15 protein-coding genes are annotated in these 16,003 nt (G+C 66.9%); 6 read left to right on the top strand and 9 right to left on the bottom strand.

The window, feature by feature from the left end; genetic code table 11:
• The first annotated feature begins 87 nt into the window (after window positions 1–87).
• Window positions 88–318 carry a hypothetical protein gene (locus HJG53_RS01585; RefSeq protein ID WP_171127486.1) on the top strand — a complete coding sequence of 77 codons (231 nt, stop codon included), beginning with the start codon at window positions 88–90 and terminating at the stop codon, window positions 316–318.
• Between the two features lie 96 nt (window positions 319–414).
• On the top strand, window positions 415–1,281 hold the full coding sequence (locus tag HJG53_RS01580; protein ID WP_171127485.1) for a winged helix DNA-binding protein: 867 nt from the start codon (window positions 415–417) through the stop codon (window positions 1,279–1,281).
• Here HJG53_RS01580 and HJG53_RS01575 read toward each other — a convergent pair.
• The gene (locus HJG53_RS01575) at window positions 1,268–1,807 is read right to left on the bottom strand and encodes a GNAT family N-acetyltransferase (RefSeq protein ID WP_368039480.1); all 540 of its coding nucleotides are present in this window, start codon (window positions 1,805–1,807) and stop codon (window positions 1,268–1,270) included. The genes HJG53_RS01580 and HJG53_RS01575 overlap by 14 nt on opposite strands.
• A gap of 47 nt (window positions 1,808–1,854) precedes the next feature.
• Between HJG53_RS01575 and HJG53_RS01570 the strand changes: the two genes are divergently transcribed.
• Both HJG53_RS01570 and HJG53_RS01565 read left to right on the top strand, forming a co-directional pair.
• Window positions 1,855–2,757: an ABC transporter ATP-binding protein gene (locus tag HJG53_RS01570; protein ID WP_171127483.1), complete on the top strand. Its 903-nt coding sequence runs from the start codon at window positions 1,855–1,857 to the stop codon at window positions 2,755–2,757.
• Window positions 2,757–3,908, top strand: a complete 1,152-nt coding sequence (locus HJG53_RS01565) for an ABC transporter permease (protein WP_217352614.1) — start codon at window positions 2,757–2,759, stop codon at window positions 3,906–3,908. The genes HJG53_RS01570 and HJG53_RS01565 overlap by 1 nt, the downstream gene beginning before the upstream one ends.
• On the opposite strand, the gene rodA is transcribed toward HJG53_RS01565, so the two are convergent.
• Genes rodA through HJG53_RS01540 form a run of 5 tightly spaced genes read right to left on the bottom strand, consistent with a single transcriptional unit; the run spans window position 3,905 to window position 9,457 of the window.
• Window positions 3,905–5,017, bottom strand: a complete 1,113-nt coding sequence (gene rodA, locus HJG53_RS01560) for a rod shape-determining protein RodA (protein ID WP_171127481.1) — start codon at window positions 5,015–5,017, stop codon at window positions 3,905–3,907. The two genes, HJG53_RS01565 and rodA, sit on opposite strands and share 4 nt — an antisense overlap.
• Window positions 5,014–6,999 carry a penicillin-binding protein 2 gene (mrdA, locus tag HJG53_RS01555; protein ID WP_368039479.1) on the bottom strand — a complete coding sequence of 662 codons (1,986 nt, stop codon included), beginning with the start codon at window positions 6,997–6,999 and terminating at the stop codon, window positions 5,014–5,016. The genes rodA and mrdA overlap by 4 nt, the downstream gene beginning before the upstream one ends.
• Window positions 6,996–7,511: a rod shape-determining protein MreD gene (locus HJG53_RS01550; protein ID WP_171127480.1), complete on the bottom strand. Its 516-nt coding sequence runs from the start codon at window positions 7,509–7,511 to the stop codon at window positions 6,996–6,998. Before HJG53_RS01550 ends, mrdA begins: the two co-directional genes overlap by 4 nt.
• Window positions 7,508–8,395, bottom strand: coding sequence for a rod shape-determining protein MreC (gene mreC, locus HJG53_RS01545; protein WP_171127479.1), 888 nt, complete (start codon window positions 8,393–8,395; stop codon window positions 7,508–7,510). Before mreC ends, HJG53_RS01550 begins: the two co-directional genes overlap by 4 nt.
• Before the next feature lie 21 nt (window positions 8,396–8,416).
• A complete protein-coding gene (locus HJG53_RS01540) occupies window positions 8,417–9,457 on the bottom strand; it encodes a rod shape-determining protein (protein ID WP_171127478.1) in 1,041 nt (346 codons plus the stop codon).
• A 129-nt stretch (window positions 9,458–9,586) separates the two neighbouring features.
• On the opposite strand from HJG53_RS01540, the gene mutL reads away from it, so the two are divergent.
• A complete protein-coding gene (gene mutL / locus HJG53_RS01535) occupies window positions 9,587–11,392 on the top strand; it encodes a DNA mismatch repair endonuclease MutL (RefSeq protein ID WP_171127477.1) in 1,806 nt (601 codons plus the stop codon).
• Window positions 11,393–11,420: 28 nt separating this feature from the next.
• On the opposite strand, the gene HJG53_RS01530 is transcribed toward mutL, so the two are convergent.
• Window positions 11,421–11,846, bottom strand: a complete 426-nt coding sequence (locus HJG53_RS01530) for a hypothetical protein (RefSeq protein WP_171127476.1) — start codon at window positions 11,844–11,846, stop codon at window positions 11,421–11,423.
• A gap of 149 nt (window positions 11,847–11,995) precedes the next feature.
• On the opposite strand from HJG53_RS01530, the gene HJG53_RS01525 reads away from it, so the two are divergent.
• Window positions 11,996–12,244, top strand: a complete 249-nt coding sequence (locus HJG53_RS01525) for a glutaredoxin domain-containing protein (protein ID WP_171127475.1) — start codon at window positions 11,996–11,998, stop codon at window positions 12,242–12,244.
• Window positions 12,245–12,250: 6 nt separating this feature from the next.
• Here HJG53_RS01525 and HJG53_RS01520 read toward each other — a convergent pair whose 3' ends face one another.
• Window positions 12,251–12,859 carry a PRC-barrel domain-containing protein gene (locus HJG53_RS01520; protein WP_254447467.1) on the bottom strand — a complete coding sequence of 203 codons (609 nt, stop codon included), beginning with the start codon at window positions 12,857–12,859 and terminating at the stop codon, window positions 12,251–12,253.
• A 62-nt stretch (window positions 12,860–12,921) separates the two neighbouring features.
• Entirely contained in the window at window positions 12,922–15,990 is a 3,069-nt protein-coding gene (locus tag HJG53_RS01515) for a TonB-dependent receptor (RefSeq protein ID WP_171127474.1), read from the bottom strand.
• Window positions 15,991–16,003: the final 13 nt, after the last annotated feature.

Raw genomic sequence — 16,003 nt, 5'->3', positions numbered from 1 at the left:
AAAGCTTGATCCGGAATGGATCAAGTTCCGGCAGAAATGCCCTGCTTTCGTCTCGCGCCAAGCCCACATCAGGATCAGCCAGGAGCGATGACCTTGCAGTGTGAACCGGCCCCAGACGACTTCGAAGCGCGTAGCGAAGCACTCGTGCGACTGCTGCGAACGGTGCTGGACGAGGCGCATCAGTTACTGAGCGAGGCGCCGGTAGGCGAAGACACCGCAGCGCTCAACGAGACCATTTCCCGCCTGCAACGCGAAGCCGAACAGATCGCCCCGGATTTCCGTAGCGAAAATCTCCGTTATGGAGCGTCGAGAGGCTGACTTTGCCCCACAATGAAGGCATGCAGATGCCGGGGGCAAAAGGGTGAACAAAGGGTGTCGGGCGCAGAACTGGGCTGGGGGGATGAACCCTCCGTATTGATTTTCGCGGATCGGGAGCAGGATCGGGCAGCGGCCCTGGCGGCGGCGAAGAGTGTCGGCGCGCGCGTGATCGGCAGCGAACGAATCGCGGATGCCGGCGAGCGGCTCAACCGGCAGGCCGCTGTCGACTCCGTGCTCATCGAAGTGTCGGAGGACACGCCGCAGCTCGATCGGCTGCTCGAATGGGCCAATCATGCGGCGCGGAACGGAACGGCAGCACCGATCATATCGCTACCGCGCGCACTGATCGATCTCGTCGCGGCGAGGATCGACGAGCCGAAAGTGGCTTTGCTGTGCGATGCCACTGTCGAGGACCGCACCGGCGCGCTCGCCTTCGCCGTCGCCGAGCGCAAGCACCGGCTCCACGATCAGGGCGTGGAAGCGGATGCCGAGCGGCTGCGGCGGCTGAGCGAGGAAGTCGCGCGCATCGCCGGTGCCTTGGCCGAACTGTCAACGACGGCACGGGTAGCGGCATATTCGCCCTTTCCGGTGGCGGCCGGAGGAGCGGGCGAAGAGGAGCTGGACGCCGACAAGGTGCGGGCGCTGATCCGGGTGCGACGCTTGCGCGACCAGTTCTTTCCCAAGGACCTGTTTGCCGATCCCGCCTGGGACATGCTGCTCGACCTGATGGCGGCGAGGCTCGAGCAGAGCCGTGTTGCCGTCTCCAGCCTTTGTATCGCGGCGGCTGTGCCGGCGACCACCGCGCTTCGCTGGATCCGGACGCTCACCGAGCATGGCCTGTTCGTGCGGCGACATGACACCGAAGACGGTCGGCGAATATTCATCGAATTGTCCGACGGCGCCGCCGATGCACTGGCAGCCTATTTCCGCACGGTGCACCAAATGGGTGTCAGGCTCGGCTGAGCGGCTTCTCCAGCACCACGAAGGCAAGATCGCGGCGTTGCGGCAATCCGAAGCGCGGGTCGTCGAGCGGGAAGGGTCGTTCCTCGCCGGTCAGCAAATAGCCACGGCGCCGATAATAATCGGTCAGTTCCAGGCGCTGACGGATGACGCTCATCTCCATCCGCTCGGAGCCAAAGACTTCTCCAGCCGTGACTTCTGCAGCGTCGAGCAGCCGCCGCCCGAGCCCGCCTGCCTGTCTTGCCGGGTCGACGGTCAGCAGTCCGAGATAGGCGGTTCCACTGCCCTTGTCAGTGATCTGGACGCAACCGATCAGCGCTCCGTCCTCCTCGGCAACCAGCAGCCGCTGCGCCGGGTCGGCAAGTATGGCTTCGAGCGCCGCGCGATCGGTGCGCTGCCCGCCGAGCAGGTCGGCTTCGTGGGTCCAGCCGGCGCGGGCGCTGTCGCCCCGATAGGCGCGGTGGACGAGGGCAAGCAGCGGTTCGAGATCGGCGGCTGTGCCCGGGCGGATGGTCAATGCGGTGCTCACCACGGCGCTGCTAGCAAGAGCACGCTGCGCCCGCTACCGCCGCAAGCATGAACGATCCGGCCGTGACTGCGACAGGTCTGCGCAAGAGCTTTGGACGCAAGCAGGCCGTGGCAGGACTCGACCTGATGGCGCCGCGTGGCAGCATCTATGGCGTGCTGGGTCCGAACGGCGCCGGCAAGACGACGAGCCTGCGCATTCTGATGGGTATCATCGAGCCCGATGCCGGCGAGCGACGCGTGCTCGGCGCGCTGCGGCCCCGCGAGGTCAGCGACCGCATCGGCTACCTGCCGGAAGAGCGTGGCCTCTATCCGTCGATGAAGGCGCGCGACGCGATCGCGTTCATGGGAGCGCTGCGTGGCCTCGACTGGCGCGAAGGTCGCCGGCGGGGCGCCGAAATGCTCGAAGCGACGGGGCTCAACGTGCCGCCCGGCGAGAAGATCAGGAACCTGTCGAAGGGGATGGCGCAGCTGGTGCAGCTGATCGGGTCGATGGTGCACCGCCCCGACCTGCTCGTGCTGGACGAGCCGTTCTCCGGGCTCGATCCGGTCAATCAGGAGAAGCTCGAAGCGCTGATCATCGGGGAACGCGACCGCGGCGCGACGGTGCTGTTCTCGACCCATGTGATGGCGCATGCGCAGCGGCTTTGCGACCGACTGGCGATCATCGCGGGCGGTGAGCGCCGCTTCGAGGGCACCGTCGATGAGGCCCGTGCCCTGCTGCCGATGCAGGCGCAACTGACGCCGCGGCGCGATGCGCCCGGGACGGATACGCTGCTGCCGCCTGGTGCGGTCAGATCGGGGCAGGCCTATCTCTTCGACGTGCCGCCCGAAGGCATCGAGCCCGTGCTGGAGCGGCTGATCGCATCGGGGCAGGGGGTCGCCTCGCTGTCGGTCGAGCGCCCGGCCCTCCACGACGTCTTCGTCAAGCTGGTGCGGGAGGCAGGGGCGTGATGCGGTTGCTGCAACAAGCTCTGGTGGTCGCCCGGCGCGACTTCACCGCGATCACGCTGACGCCCACCTTCCTGATCTTCCTGCTCGCGCCTTTGTTCATGTTCGGCATCGCCACGATCGGCAGCCTGGGTGCGGTGCGCGCTATCGAGGGTCAACAGCGGCCGGTGCTGGTCCTCGCCGCTTCCGAGCCGCTGGAGCGGCTGAGGCAGACGGAGCGGGAGCTGCGCGGCGTCGCCGGCAGCGATCCGGGCGCGCCGCCGGCCACCTTCAGCCTTGCAGCATCCGAGCCGGCCAGGGTGGCGGCCCACGCGTTGCGCCACGGCCGCGCGTCGGCGGTGCTCTTTCCGACGCCGTCCGGTCCGGAGATCAGGCATGCCGTTGGTGCCGAGCGCGACGCGGCCTATCTCTCGCTGCTCGCAGCGGCGGCGAGCGGCACCCAGCCAAGGATCGCGGCTGTCGCCCCGCGCCCTGGGTCGGCGGATGGGAGGGATCTGCATGGTACCGCCTATGGCGCGGTGTTCCTGATGTTCCTGCTATCTCTGGTGCTCGCCAGCCAGGCCATCAGCACGCTGGCCGAAGAGCGCAACAACAAGGTTATCGAGATCCTTGCCGCCGCCGTGCCGCTCGAGGCCGTGTTTCTGGGCAAGCTGATCGGGTTGCTGGGCGTCGCCCTGGTCTTCGCCAGCTTCTGGGGTACGATCGGGCTGACGGCCGCTCTGTCGACGCTCGACAGCGGCGAGCTGCAGGCTTTCGCGCCCCCGATCGGGGTACCGGCCTTTTCCGCCCTGTTCCTCGGTTATTTCGTGCTGTCGTTCCTGCTGCTCGGCGCCGTGTTCCTGGGCGTCGGCGCTCAGGCGAGCTCGATGCGCGAGATCCAGATGCTGTCGCTGCCGGTGACCATCTTCCAGGTGGCGATGTTCGCACTGGCGAGTAGCGGGGCGGGGGCGCCTGACTCCGCCCTCGGCATCTTCGCTGCGATCTTTCCGTTCAGTTCGCCCTTCGCCATGGCCGCGCGCGCCGCCACCGGTGTGCCGGCGTGGCAGCATGTGCTCGCCTTTGCCTGGCAGCTGCTGTGGCTCGCACTGACGATCACCGTCGCCGCCCGCCTGTTCCGGCGTGGCGTCCTCAAATCGGGCGGCGGAAGAGGCTAGAGCGGCTGGCGCCGACCGCGGCGGCTGTCCCGCTCGATCGACATCAATATGCCCAGGCAGATCATCACCGTCATCACCGCCGACCCGCCATAGCTGACGAGCGGCAGGGGAATGCCGACCACCGGCGCCAGGCCCATCACCATCATCAGGTTGATGCCGACATAGAAGAAGATGGTGGTGGCTAGCCCCGCCGCCGTCAGCCGTCCGAACTTGGTACGCGCGCGGTGGGCGACCTGCATCGCCCAGCGGATAAGCAGGAAGAAGGAGAAGATCAGGAACAGACCGCCGGCCAGACCCCATTCCTCGGCCATGGTCGCGAAGACGAAGTCGGTCTGGCGCTCGGGCAGGTAATCGAGCCGGCTTTGCGTGCCCTGCAGATAGCCTTTGCCCCACAGCCCGCCGGACCCGATCGCGATCTTCGACTGGCTGATGTGATAGCCCTTGCCGAGCGGATCGCTTTCCGGGTCGAGGAAGATCAGCACCCGGTTCCGCTGATATTCGTGCATCATGCTGAAGGCGATCGGCCCCAGCGCCGCGAGTGCCAGCGCGGCGCCCACGAACAGGCGCAGCGGCAGGCCAGCCAGGAAGACGACGGCAATGCCCCCGCCGGTGATCATCAGCGCGGTGCCGAGATCGGGCTGCAGCATCACCAGCGCCGCGGGAACGCCGATCAGCACGCCCGCCGGCCATAACGCCGTGATCGTCCGCAGCTGGCTCGCGGGCAGCAGCGCATAGAAGCGCGCCATGGTCAGCACGATTGCGACCTTCATCAGTTCGGACGGCTGCAGGCGGATGATGCCGAGGTCGAGCCAGCGCTGGCTGCCGCCCCTGACTGCGCCCAGCGCCTCGACGGCGATCAGCATCAACAGAATGATCGCGTAGAGCGGGAAGGCCGCTGCCTGCCACCCACCCTCCGGGACACGCGACAGCAGGATCGCCATCGCCAGGAACATGGTGAACCGCACGCCCTGGTTGAGCGCCCAAGGCGTCGGCGAACCGCCGGCAGCCGAATAAAGCACGACCAGGCCGAAGCCGCCGATCGCCATGGTCAGCAGGATCGGCACCCAGGGCAGTGCCAGCAACGGTGCGGGGACGATGCCTTGTTTCATTCGGGCGGCTGCGGCGCGGTGAGGTTGGCGGGCGTTGCGCTCGGCGTCGGGCTCGGCGTCACGGTAGTGACGGTCTCGGGCACGGGCGACGGGACCGGCTGCTTCGCCGCGCTATAGGCGGCACGCTCGGCGGCCATGCGAGTCGCGATGTCGCCGCCCCAGCCGGCCTCCATGCTCTCGAGCGCCTTCATGGCCTTCTCCTGGTCGTACATGAAGGTCATCAGCTCGCGTGCAACGGGCGCGGCCGAGCTCGACCCGTGCATGCCATGTTCGACCACGATTGCGCCTGCATATTTCGGCTTGTCGACGGGCGCGAAGAAGATGAACAGCGCATGGTCGCGATATTTCCATGGCACACCCATGCCGCCGCGCATGCCGCTCGACAGCGCGCGCACCTGCGCGGTGCCGGTCTTGCCCGCCATTTCGATGCCGTCGAGCGGCAGGCGGCTGCGAATGGCGGTGCCGGCGTTCACCACTTCGCGCATGCCGGTGCGGACGGACTGGAGATATTCGGGCGGGACTGGGAGCAGCTCCGATGTCCCCTTCGCACGGTCAGCGATCATCTCCGGCACCAGCAGCTTGCCGGTCGCCAGCCGGGCGGCCGCGACGGCGTTCTGCAGTGGCGTGACCAGGACATAGCCCTGGCCGATGGCCGCATTGAGCGTGTCCGACTCGGTCCATTGCTGCTTGAACCGCCGCAGTTTCCACGCCGGATCGGGCACGGTGCCATAGCTTTGCGACGGCACTGGCAGCGCGTATTTGGCGCCGAGCCCCGCAGTGCGCGCGGCATGGGCGATGCGATCGATGCCGATCCGCCGGCCCATGGTGTAGAAATAGGTGTTGCAGCTCTTGGCAATGGCGCGGGTCATGTTCACCGGACCGTGCCGGCCCAGGCAGTGATAGAAGCGGTTGCCGAGCCGGTAGCCGCCGCCGCAGAACACCGTGTCCTCCGGGCTGATCCCGGCCTCGAGGATCGCAAGCGCGTGCACCGGCTTGAAGGTGGAGCCGGGCGGGTACATGGCCTGGAGCGGCTTGTTGTAGAGCGGGCGGCGCTCGTCGTCGGAGAGCATCCGCCATTCGTCGCGGCCGATCCCGTCGGAGAAATTGTTCGGATCGTAGGAGGGCATCGACGCCATGCAGAGGATGCCGCCGGTGTCGCAGTCGATGACGATCGCGGCGCCGGACTCACGGCCGAGCCGGCGCGCGGCGAAGGCCTGGAGCGGCTGGTCGATGGTCAGCTTCAGCGTGTTGCCGGGCACGTCGCCGCGGGTGGTCAGTTCCTTCACCAGCTTGCCGCGTGCCGTCACTTCGATCCGCTTGGCGCCGGGCTGGCCGCGCAGCCGCGGCTCCATGATCTTCTCGATCCCCGCCTTGCCGACCTTGAAGCCGGGGGTGATCAGCAGCGGGTCCTTCTCTTCCTCATATTCCTTGGCCGAGGCGGCACCGACATAGCCGATCAGCTGCCCGACCGCCGCGCCGTCGGGGTAGAAGCGCGAATAGCCGCGCGTCGGCGACACGCCGGGCAGCTCGTTCAGGCGGATCGAGACGGCCGCGAATTTCTCCCAATCGAGATCCTCGGCAACCTGCACCGGCTTGAACCCGGCGGATTCCTCGAGATCGTCGCGGATGCGCTGGATGTCGTCGTCGCTCAGCGCCAGCAGGTGCTTCAGTTCGCCGAGCACATGTTCCTTGTTCTCGACGCGGTCCGGGATGAGGTCGACGCGAAAGTCGGTACGGTTGATGGCGAGCGGCTTGCCGTTGCGATCGACGATCCAGCCGCGGCGCGGCGGGATCAAGGTCAGGTTGACGCGATTGCTTTCGGAAAGGAGCGAGTAGCGCTCATTCTCCATGATCGACAGCCAGGCCATGCGGCCGGCGAGCAGCGCGCCGATACTGCCTTGCGCCGCGCCGAGGAACATGGCGCGACGGGTGAAGGAGAATTGCTGCGAGGCCTCGGTGACGACCTTCTTGGGGCGCTTCACCGCAGGCGCCAGACGTCGAGCCGGGCGCACAGTCGCGCCACGGCGGGAAAGACCAGGATCGATGCGACGATCTGCAGCACCACGCTCACCATAGGGGCAGCGCCGCCGGCGAACAGGGCAAAGACGTATCCGGCGGCCATGCAGCCGGCGATGGCGAGTGCGGCCACGAACCAGTCCTGCAGATAGTCGCGCCAGAGGAGCGTCCGTTCCGACACTTCGATCGCCAGGAAGGCCACCGTCCAGCTGAGCATCGCGCTGCCGACCGGCTGGCCGCTCGCCAGATCGTCGAAGAAGCCGAGCGGCAAGGGCGCCCAAACGGCCCAGAAACCGGGGCGCAGTAGCCGCCAGGCGAGCAGCACCATCAGCCCGAACGGCGGCACGACCGGCGCTTCGGCGATGACCGGCAGCATCAGCGGGAGCATCGACCCCAGCATGGTCGAGACGATCGGAACCGCACGCGCCTTGACGCTCAGCACCGGCGGCGCGGTGCGGAAGGGGAGGGTGCGGCTCATTGTGCCGGCTGCGGCGGCAGTGCGCGCCGCTGCGCCTCCACCTGCGGCTGGTAGACCGGCAGAACGAGTGCGAAATCCGCCTTGGCCGGGTCGGCTACAGGCAGGGCCAGAAAGCCCTCGCGGGTCACGCGGGTGATCACGGCGACGGGGATGTTGGGCGGATAGACGCCGCCAATGCCCGAAGTGACGAACACGTCGCCGCGCTTGAAGCTGGTATTCTCCGCGCCCAGCGCGCGGATGTCGATGAACCCATCACCGGTCCCGGTGGCGATCGCCGGAAACCCGTCCGGCACGCGCCGCACCGGCACCACGGTGCCCCCATCGGTGATCAGGCTGACCCGCGCGCTGGCGGCGCCCGCATTGGCGACGCGGCCGATCAGTCCGCCCGGGCCGCGCACCGGCATGCCACCGCGCACCCCGCTCAGATAGCCGGCGTTCAGGATTGCATAGCGGCGGATGCTGGATCCGGTGGAGCCGACCAGGCGGCCCGCCGTCACGGGCCGGGGTACCTGCTCGGCGATGCCCAGCAGCCGCTTCAGCCGGGCGTTCTCGAAGGCGAGGGCCTTGGCTTCGATCAGCCTGGTGCGCGTCGCCGCCGCTTCCCGCTCCAGGCGACGCGCCTTGGCGGCAGCGTCGATATAGGAGCCGATGCCGCTCCCCGCATCGCTGACGGTATCGACCACCGCGCTTCCCGCCGAGCTGATCGGCAAGGTGGCATCGGTGATTGCCCCCTTGAACGCGCCAAAGCCTTCCGGATCGACCGTCGACAGGATCAGCAGCAGCAGCGCGACGACGGCACCCGACACCGCTGTCACATAGCCGAAGAACAGGCCATATTGCGCACGGCGCGAATAGCCGGGGCGGCGATTGGACGGGCGCGCCACGGGCTGGCCTACACCTGCGCTTTAGGCAGTCTGCAGCACGCCGCGGTAGATCGGGTCTTCGAGCGCGCGGCCGGTGCCCAGAGCGACGCAGGTCAGCGGATCGTCGGCGACCGTGACCGGCAACCCGGTTTCGTCGCGCAGCACTTCGTCGAGCCCTTGTAGCAGGGCGCCGCCGCCGGTGATGACGATGCCTTGGTCCACGATGTCCGCCGCCAGCTCCGGCGCAGTGTTTTCGAGCGCGATGCGGACGCCTTCGATGATCGTGCCTACCGGCTCCGACAGCGCTTCGGCGATCTGGCCCTGGTTGATCTCGATTTCCTTCGGCACGCCGTTCACGAGGTCGCGCCCCTTGATGTGGATGGTGCGGCCGATCCCGTCGACGGGAGGCTTCGCCGTGCCGATGTCCTTCTTGATCCGCTCCGCCGTCGCTTCGCCGATCAGCAGATTGTGGTTGCGGCGGACATAGGAGGCGATGGCCTCGTCCATCTTGTCGCCGCCGACGCGGACCGAGGTCGTGTAGGCAAGGCCGCGCAGCGACAGCACCGCGACTTCGGTCGTGCCGCCGCCGATATCGACGACCATCGATCCGATCGGTTCGGTGACGGGCATGTCCGCGCCGATCGCGGCCGCCATCGGTTCTTCGATCAGCCACACCTGCGAGGCGCCGGCGTTGGACGCCGCGTCGCGGATCGCGCGGCGCTCGACCGAGGTGGAGCCCGACGGCACGCAGATCACGATTTCCGGCCAGCGCGGAAAGCGGCGCTGCCCATGCACCTTGTGGATGAAGTGCTTGATCATCTGCTCGGCGACGTCGATGTCCGCGATCACGCCATCACGCAGCGGCCGGATTGCCTCGATCGAGCCCGGCGTCTTGCCCATCATCAGCTTGGCGTCGTCACCGACCGCCTTGACCTTGCGGACGCCGTTGATCGTCTCGATGGCGACCACCGACGGCTCGTTCAGCACGATGCCGCGGCCCCGCAGATACACCACCGTGTTGGCGGTGCCGAGGTCGATCGCCATGTCGTGGGACATGAACTTGAAGAAACGTGAAAACAGCATTTCTGTCCCGCTCTGAAACAATCCTAGGCGCTATATACCCGCCCACGGTTCAGAATAAACCAGAGTGACCTTGATTTTTCATGAGCGCCGGGTCGCGGGATGGGGCCGCTTGGGGTAGAGCGAGGCGCGATGTCAATACGGCGCCTTCCTTCGCACCTCGTCAACCGGATTGCGGCGGGTGAAGTGGTCGAAAGACCAGCCAGCGCGCTGAAGGAGCTGGTCGAAAACGCGATCGATGCGGGCGCCACGCGAATCGCGGTGCGGCTGCGGGCCGGCGGCACCGAGCTGATCGAGGTCGCCGACGATGGCTGCGGCATGACGCCCGACGAGACGCGGCTGGCGCTGGAGCGGCATGCCACCTCGAAGCTGCCGGACGACGCAATCGAGGCCGTCGCTACCCTGGGCTTTCGGGGCGAAGCCTTGCCGTCGATCGCGAGCGTCGCGCGCCTGACGCTGGAGAGCCGGGTGCGCGGCGCGGACGGCTGGGCGCTGACCGTCGACAATGGCGAAGTGGTCGAAGAGGGGCCGGCCGCCTTGCCCCCGGGCACGCGCGTGCGGGTCGAAGCCCTGTTCGAGCGGGTGCCGGCGCGGCGCAAATTCCTGCGTTCGGCCCGCTCCGAATATGCCGCCTGCCTCGATGCCGTGAAGCGGCTGGCCATGGCGCGGCCGGACATCGGCTTCTCGCTGGAGCATGAGGGGCGGACGAGCCTGTCGGTGCCGCCTGCGCAGAGCCAGCCGAAACGCGTCGCGGCGCTGATCGATCGCGAACTGCCGGCGAACAGCGTGGGCGTCGATCTGGTGCGGGAGGGGCTGCGGCTCGGCGGCGTCGCCGGACTGCCGACCTTCAGCCGCGGCGTCGCCGATCACCAATATCTGTTCGTCAACGGCCGGCCCGTGAAGGACCGATTGCTCGCCGGCGCGGTACGCGGCGCCTATGCCGACCTGCTCGCCCGCGATCGCCACCCGCTCGTCGCCCTGTTCCTCGACGTGCCGATGAGCGAGGTCGACGTGAACGTGCATCCGGCGAAGACGGAGGTCCGCTTTCGCGATCCGCAACTGGTGCGCGGGCTGATCGTCAGCGGCCTCAGGCGCGCGCTCGATGCGGCCGGGCATGCGAGCGCGCGGCCGGCTGCGGTGGACGTGTTGAGCGGGTGGACCGCGCCCCGGCTTAGCCCCTCTCCTTCAGGGGAGGGGTTGGGGGTGGGGCAGTCCCCCTATGCCCTACCGTCAACTTACAGGCCCCACCCCAACCCCTCCCCCGAGGGGGAGGGGCTAAGGGAGAGCCGCTCCTTCTTCGCCTCGCCGCCGCAAGCCCGCGCCGAACCCGCGCACACGCCGCCGCCCGAGCATCGCAGCTTCCCGCTCGGCGTGGCGCGCGGGCAGGTGGCCAACACCTATATCGTGGCCGAGGCGGAGGATGGCCTCATCCTGGTCGACCAGCATGCCGCGCACGAACGCCTTGTTCTCGAACGGATGAAACGGGCCGCGGCCAATGGCGGCGTCCACGCCCAGGCGCTGCTGCTTCCCGAGGTCGTCGAACTGGACGAACCCGCCTGCGACTGGCTGGAGGCCCGCGCGCCCGAACTCGCCGCCTTCGGACTGGACCTGGAACGCTTCGGTCCCGCCGCGATGCTGGTGCGCGCCATGCCCGCGCCGCTCGGCAATGGCGATGTCCATGGTCTCGTCCGCGACCTCGCCGACGAACTCGCCGCTTTCGACCAGGCGCTGAGCCTCAAGGAACGGCTCGACCACGTCGCGGCGACCATGGCCTGCCACGGCAGCGTCCGCGCCGGCCGTGCGCTGAGCGTCGCCGAGATGAATGCGCTGCTCCGCGAAATGGAGGTCACCCCGCACAGCGGCCAGTGCAACCATGGACGGCCGACTTGGGTGAAGCTGACGCGCGATCAGCTCGAGAAGCTCTTCGGGCGGAAGTGACCCCGGACCTGCGACGCAGGAGTCGCGGTCAGCCGTGCCAAGTGAGCCATTGTGCATATGAGTCGAGGCGAGCGTAAGCTTCCGGAGAGAGCCACGGAAACTTAGCTCGCATCCGTTGCTCGACCACGGTGGCGGCGTCGCCGGTGGCTATTCCATCTCGACTCCGCGGGAGCATCTGCATGAATGAACGGAACACGCTTCGCGCTTCACGCTCCACGTCTCTGCGGAGCGGCGGGTCGATCGTGGCGAGGAACGCGGCCAGCGTTTCGTCGGCTCTGGCAGGGCCTACCCAGACGAGAATGGCCTGGTTGGAGAGCCGCTGAATCTCGGCTTGCTCCGACGAGGAGCGGCGACCTCGGAACCATGGCAGCTGGAGCATTAGCCGAACAGCGACCGCAAAACTGGCGTGCACGCTTTGCGCATGACTGACCTCACTGTCTTTGCCGCGGCTCATCGCGCGTCGGCATAGCCGAGCCGGGGAGGCTCTCATCCGTGCCATGACGAGCGGCGCAGAAGAGTCGACGGGCTAGCGTGGCCGAAGCATCCATGGGGAACGCTTGCCGGTGCCAAGCGCTGTCTGATCGAAGCAGATTGGAGATCGGGATGAGCGAGGAGAAGAGCGCGGTGCTGTACCGGATGGTGCTGCCCGACCATGAATGTCCGTTCGGCGTACGCGCGAAGCAGATGCTGGAGCGCGAAGGTTATGAGATCGAAGAGCATATCCTCGCCAGCCGCGACGAGGTGGATGCGTTCGAAGAGGAGCAGGGCGTGCAGACGACGCCGCAGATCTTCATCGGCGGCGAGCGGATCGGCGGTAGCGACGACCTGGAGGCCTATCTCCGGGAGGGCTGAGCGACCTTAGGCCGCTTCCGGTCGCGCCGGCCAGCTGCGTGGGTCGATCGGCTCGAGGCGGTCGAGCGCGGCGCGGTCGAGATCGGCGACGATCTTGCCGGGGGCGAGCCGCACATGCTCCCACGGCAGCGCGAGGAAGGTCTCGCCGACGCCAGCGACGCCGCCTTTGCCGACGACCAGGTAGGCAATGCGCCCGTCATTGCAGCGGATCATCGCGTCGGCGGCAGCGCCGAGCGCCTCGCCGTCGCGGCTTTCAAGCGTGGCGCTGGTGAGCGTGGAGGCAGGGAAGAGCGTCGGTCCCGGCATATCCTGGCTCTGCTCCGCCGCGCTTCTGGCGCCGTCGTCGAGCCGCGCCTGCCGCCCCAGCCAGCGCCAGATGCCGACCAGATTGACGAGGGTCAGGAAGATATTCTGCCAGACGAGGTTGGTCTGGCCGGTGACGGCGCCATAGGTCGCCCAGGCGATCGACCCGACCGTGAACACGACGAAGCCCCATCCGGTCACGCGGGAGCCGAGATTGGCGGCGGTCATGCAGGCGGCGATGGCGGTGGCGATCGGGGCGACCCAGCTGGAGATGTCTTCCATGCCGCCGCGAATGCGCAGGGCACGAGGCATGTTCCCAAAGAAATGGCCCGCGCGGAGCGGTGTCCGCGCGGGCCGGTAAGGTCGGGATCGTTTTAGAAGCGGAAGCCCGCGGCGATGCCGTAGCGGCGCGGTTCCAGCGAGAAGGCGTTGGTGAACAGGCCCGAGGACTGGTCGGTCACGTACAGGCCGGTCACCGCATTGTTCTTGGTGAGGTTCTGCACGAACAGCCGGGCGTAGAAGCGATCGTCCGGCGCGTTCAGCTGCACCTGGGCGTTGACGATCTCATAGCCCTCGATGCGGTTGATCCGGCGGTTGAAGATGCTGCCATAATAATTGCCGGTATAGTTCAGGTCGATCCGCGGCACGATGTTCCAGCCATTGCCGAAGTCGAACGTGTACTGCATGCCCGCCGAGAATTTGAAGTGCGGCGACTGGGGCAGGTTGTTGCCGCGGATGTTCACCGGCACGCCGCTGGCATAATAGGTGAACTGGCCGGCGGTGGCTGGATTGCCGGTCACCTGCAGGTTGATGAACTGCTGTCCGGTCAGGCCGCCGAGCGCCGGATTGGGCGCCGCCAGCGCCGCCACCGCCGCACCGACATTTCCCGCCGCCGCCGCCTGCAGGATGCCGCAGACGCTGAACGCGCCGGTCGTGTTCGTGCCGGGGATCGGCGTCGTCGGGCGCAGGCCCAGCAGCGTGTTGGTGGCGCTGACCAAGGCATTGGTCTGGGCCGCGTTGCCGCTGTTCGAGCCGACCGAGCAGTTGGCTGCGTTGGTCAGATCCTTGATGATCACGGCGTCCGACCGCCCGCCCGAGGGATCCTGCGGATTGGCCAGAAACTTGTCGTTCGACACCCGCGTCTTCAGGAAGCTCGCCGACAGGTTGATGAGCAGGTTGCGGGTGGGGTTGAGGATGCCCTCCGCTTCAAAGCCCATGATGTCGGCATTGACGTTGTCGTTCACCGAGGTGCGGGCGACGATGCGGCTGAGCTGCAGGTCCTTATACTGATAGTAGAAGGCGGTGAGGTTCAGCCGCGCCGTGCCGTCGAGGAAGGTGTTCTTGGAACCGATCTCGAACGCGTTCACCTTCTCCGGGCCGAAGCTGGTTGGCACCGCAAAGATCGGCGACAGCGGCGGATTGATGCCGCCCGATTTATAGCCGCGCGAATAGGAGACGTAGAGCAGGTTGCGATCGGTGATCCGCCAGTCGAGCACGGCGCGACCGGTCATGCGGCCAAAGCTGACCGTGTTGACCGAGAATTCCTGATTGCCGGCCACGTTAGCGTCGAAATCGATCGTGCTGTAGTTGATCGCATTGGTGAAGCTCGACGAGCCGAACGGTACCAGCACGGCATTGCCATTGGCGTCGTTAAACAGGGTCGTGCGCGCGCGGTAGAATTTCTCGTCGTGATTGTAGCGGGCACCGATCGTCAGCTTCAGCGTGTCAGTAATGTCGGCATACGCTTCGCCGAAAATGCCGTAGGATTTCAGGTGATAATTGCGCGAGTCGTTGTCGTAGAAGGGCGTGCCGCGATACACGTTCGGAATGGCCTGACCCGCTGCGCGCGCGCCGATCGCACTCGCCGCCCCAAGCAGGCCGGCGGCATAGTCGAGCGAGAATGAGTTCACGAAATAATCGTTGTCGCGAACCTTATAGTCCAGATAGCCGGCGCCGATCAGGAAGTTGAACGGCCCGTCGAACTTGCTGGTCACGATACCTTCGGCGAACCACTGCTTGCCATAGGCGGTCGAGCGGTCGAAATCGAGGCTGGTGCCGGCGCAGACCGACTTGCCGCCATAAACGCCGACGCCCTGCTGGTCCGCGAGCGACTGGCAGAAGGGGCCGCCCGGCCCTTGTGGGGTCAGCGCGGCGCGGATCGGCGTGAACGGATTGACGCCGCCGGGGAAGGCCGCGCCCGGTGCCTGCGCCAACGCATTCAGCGCGACCAGGCCGGGATTGTTCGCGAGCGGCGCTTCGACGCCGACATTATAGTCGACCGTCGAGTCGGTGAAGCCTTCGGTATAGCCGCCGTCCAGTTTGAGGCCGAAGCTGCCGAAATTCTGGTTGAAGTTGACGAGGACCTGCTTTTCCTCCGTCCGGAAGCGCGGCGGGGAGTCGATGTTCACCGTGCGGATGTTCGGCGGATTTACGAAGTTGCGATAGACGTCGCCATCGGTGTTGTAGACGCTGCCGAGCGCCAGCGGCCGGAAGGTGGCGGCGAGCGGCCCGAGCGCCACATTGATGAATTCGGTCGAGGTGAGGATCGCCGCGAGCGTCGCGTCGCCGTTCAGCTGTTCGAAGGCGAGCTGGTCCGGCAAGCAGCCGAGCACACCGGTCGGGTCGCGATGGCAGAGCTGCTTCTGGATGCGCGAGCGGTCGTCATTCTCATGGAAATAATGGCCGACGATGTCGAGCGTGGTGTCTTCGGTCGGCTCCCAGCGGATCGAGCCGCGAATGTCATACTGGTCGCGGCCGTCGATGCGCTTGCCGTCGAACAGGTTGCGGGTGAAGCCGTCGCGCTTGAGATAATAGCCGGCGAGCCGCACGCCAATCGTTTCGGTGACGGGCAGGTTGAACATGCCCTTCACGCGGATGCTGTTGTAATTGCCATACTCGACTTCGCCCGCGGCATGGATGCGGTTGAGGTCGGGCTTCGCGGTGATGAAGTTGATCACGCCGCCGGTCGCGTTGCGGCCGAACAGCGTGCCTTGGGGACCGCGCAGCACCTCGATGCGCTCCACGTCGAAGAATTCGTTCTGGAAGATCGGGGAGCCGATCACCGGCACATCGTTGACGTGCACGGCGGTGGCTGCGTCGCAGGTCACGCCGACGCACAGGTCGCCAATGCCGCGGATGTTGAATGACGAGGACGAGGTGAAATTGCTCTTCGTGAAGGTGATGTTCGGCAGCGACAGCTGCAGGTCGCTGGTCGTGTTGATCTGCTGCTGGCGCAGACCCTCGGCGCTGAATGCGGAAACCGCGATCGGAACGGTCTGCAGCGTTTCTGACTGGCGCTGCGCGGTGACGACGATGTCGCCGATTCCGCTTGCGTCGGCGCCTGAGTTCGCCGTGGTCGGCGCCGCTTCGCCGGTCTGTGCATAGGCTGGCACGGCCGCCCACATGGCCAGAGCCGTCGCGCCGAGCAGATCGAACTTCCGCATCTTGTGTTTCCTC

It is taken from the genome of Sphingomonas sp. ID1715, from assembly GCF_013044515.1.
GTDB lineage: Bacteria > Pseudomonadota > Alphaproteobacteria > Sphingomonadales > Sphingomonadaceae > Sphingomonas_B.
This window is presented reverse-complemented; position numbering and strand designations above follow the sequence as displayed.

Bases quoted from the DNA above. Each gene is read 5' to 3' on its own strand.
- HJG53_RS01520 (WP_254447467.1), bottom strand. From the start codon at position 12,859: ATGCCTCGTGCCCTGCGCATTCGCGGCGGCATGGAAGACATCTCCAGC.
- mutL (WP_171127477.1), top strand. From the start codon at position 9,587: ATGTCAATACGGCGCCTTCCTTCGCACCTCGTCAACCGGATTGCGGCG.
- HJG53_RS01515 (WP_171127474.1), bottom strand. From the start codon at position 15,990: ATGCGGAAGTTCGATCTGCTCGGCGCGACGGCTCTGGCCATGTGGGCG.
- HJG53_RS01530 (WP_171127476.1), bottom strand. From the start codon at position 11,846: ATGAGCCGCGGCAAAGACAGTGAGGTCAGTCATGCGCAAAGCGTGCAC.
- HJG53_RS01570 (WP_171127483.1), top strand. From the start codon at position 1,855: ATGAACGATCCGGCCGTGACTGCGACAGGTCTGCGCAAGAGCTTTGGA.
- HJG53_RS01585 (WP_171127486.1), top strand. From the start codon at position 88: ATGACCTTGCAGTGTGAACCGGCCCCAGACGACTTCGAAGCGCGTAGC.
- HJG53_RS01540 (WP_171127478.1), bottom strand. From the start codon at position 9,457: ATGCTGTTTTCACGTTTCTTCAAGTTCATGTCCCACGACATGGCGATC.
- HJG53_RS01550 (WP_171127480.1), bottom strand. From the start codon at position 7,511: ATGAGCCGCACCCTCCCCTTCCGCACCGCGCCGCCGGTGCTGAGCGTC.
- rodA (WP_171127481.1), bottom strand. From the start codon at position 5,017: ATGAAACAAGGCATCGTCCCCGCACCGTTGCTGGCACTGCCCTGGGTG.
- HJG53_RS01565 (WP_217352614.1), top strand. From the start codon at position 2,757: ATGCGGTTGCTGCAACAAGCTCTGGTGGTCGCCCGGCGCGACTTCACC.
- HJG53_RS01525 (WP_171127475.1), top strand. From the start codon at position 11,996: ATGAGCGAGGAGAAGAGCGCGGTGCTGTACCGGATGGTGCTGCCCGAC.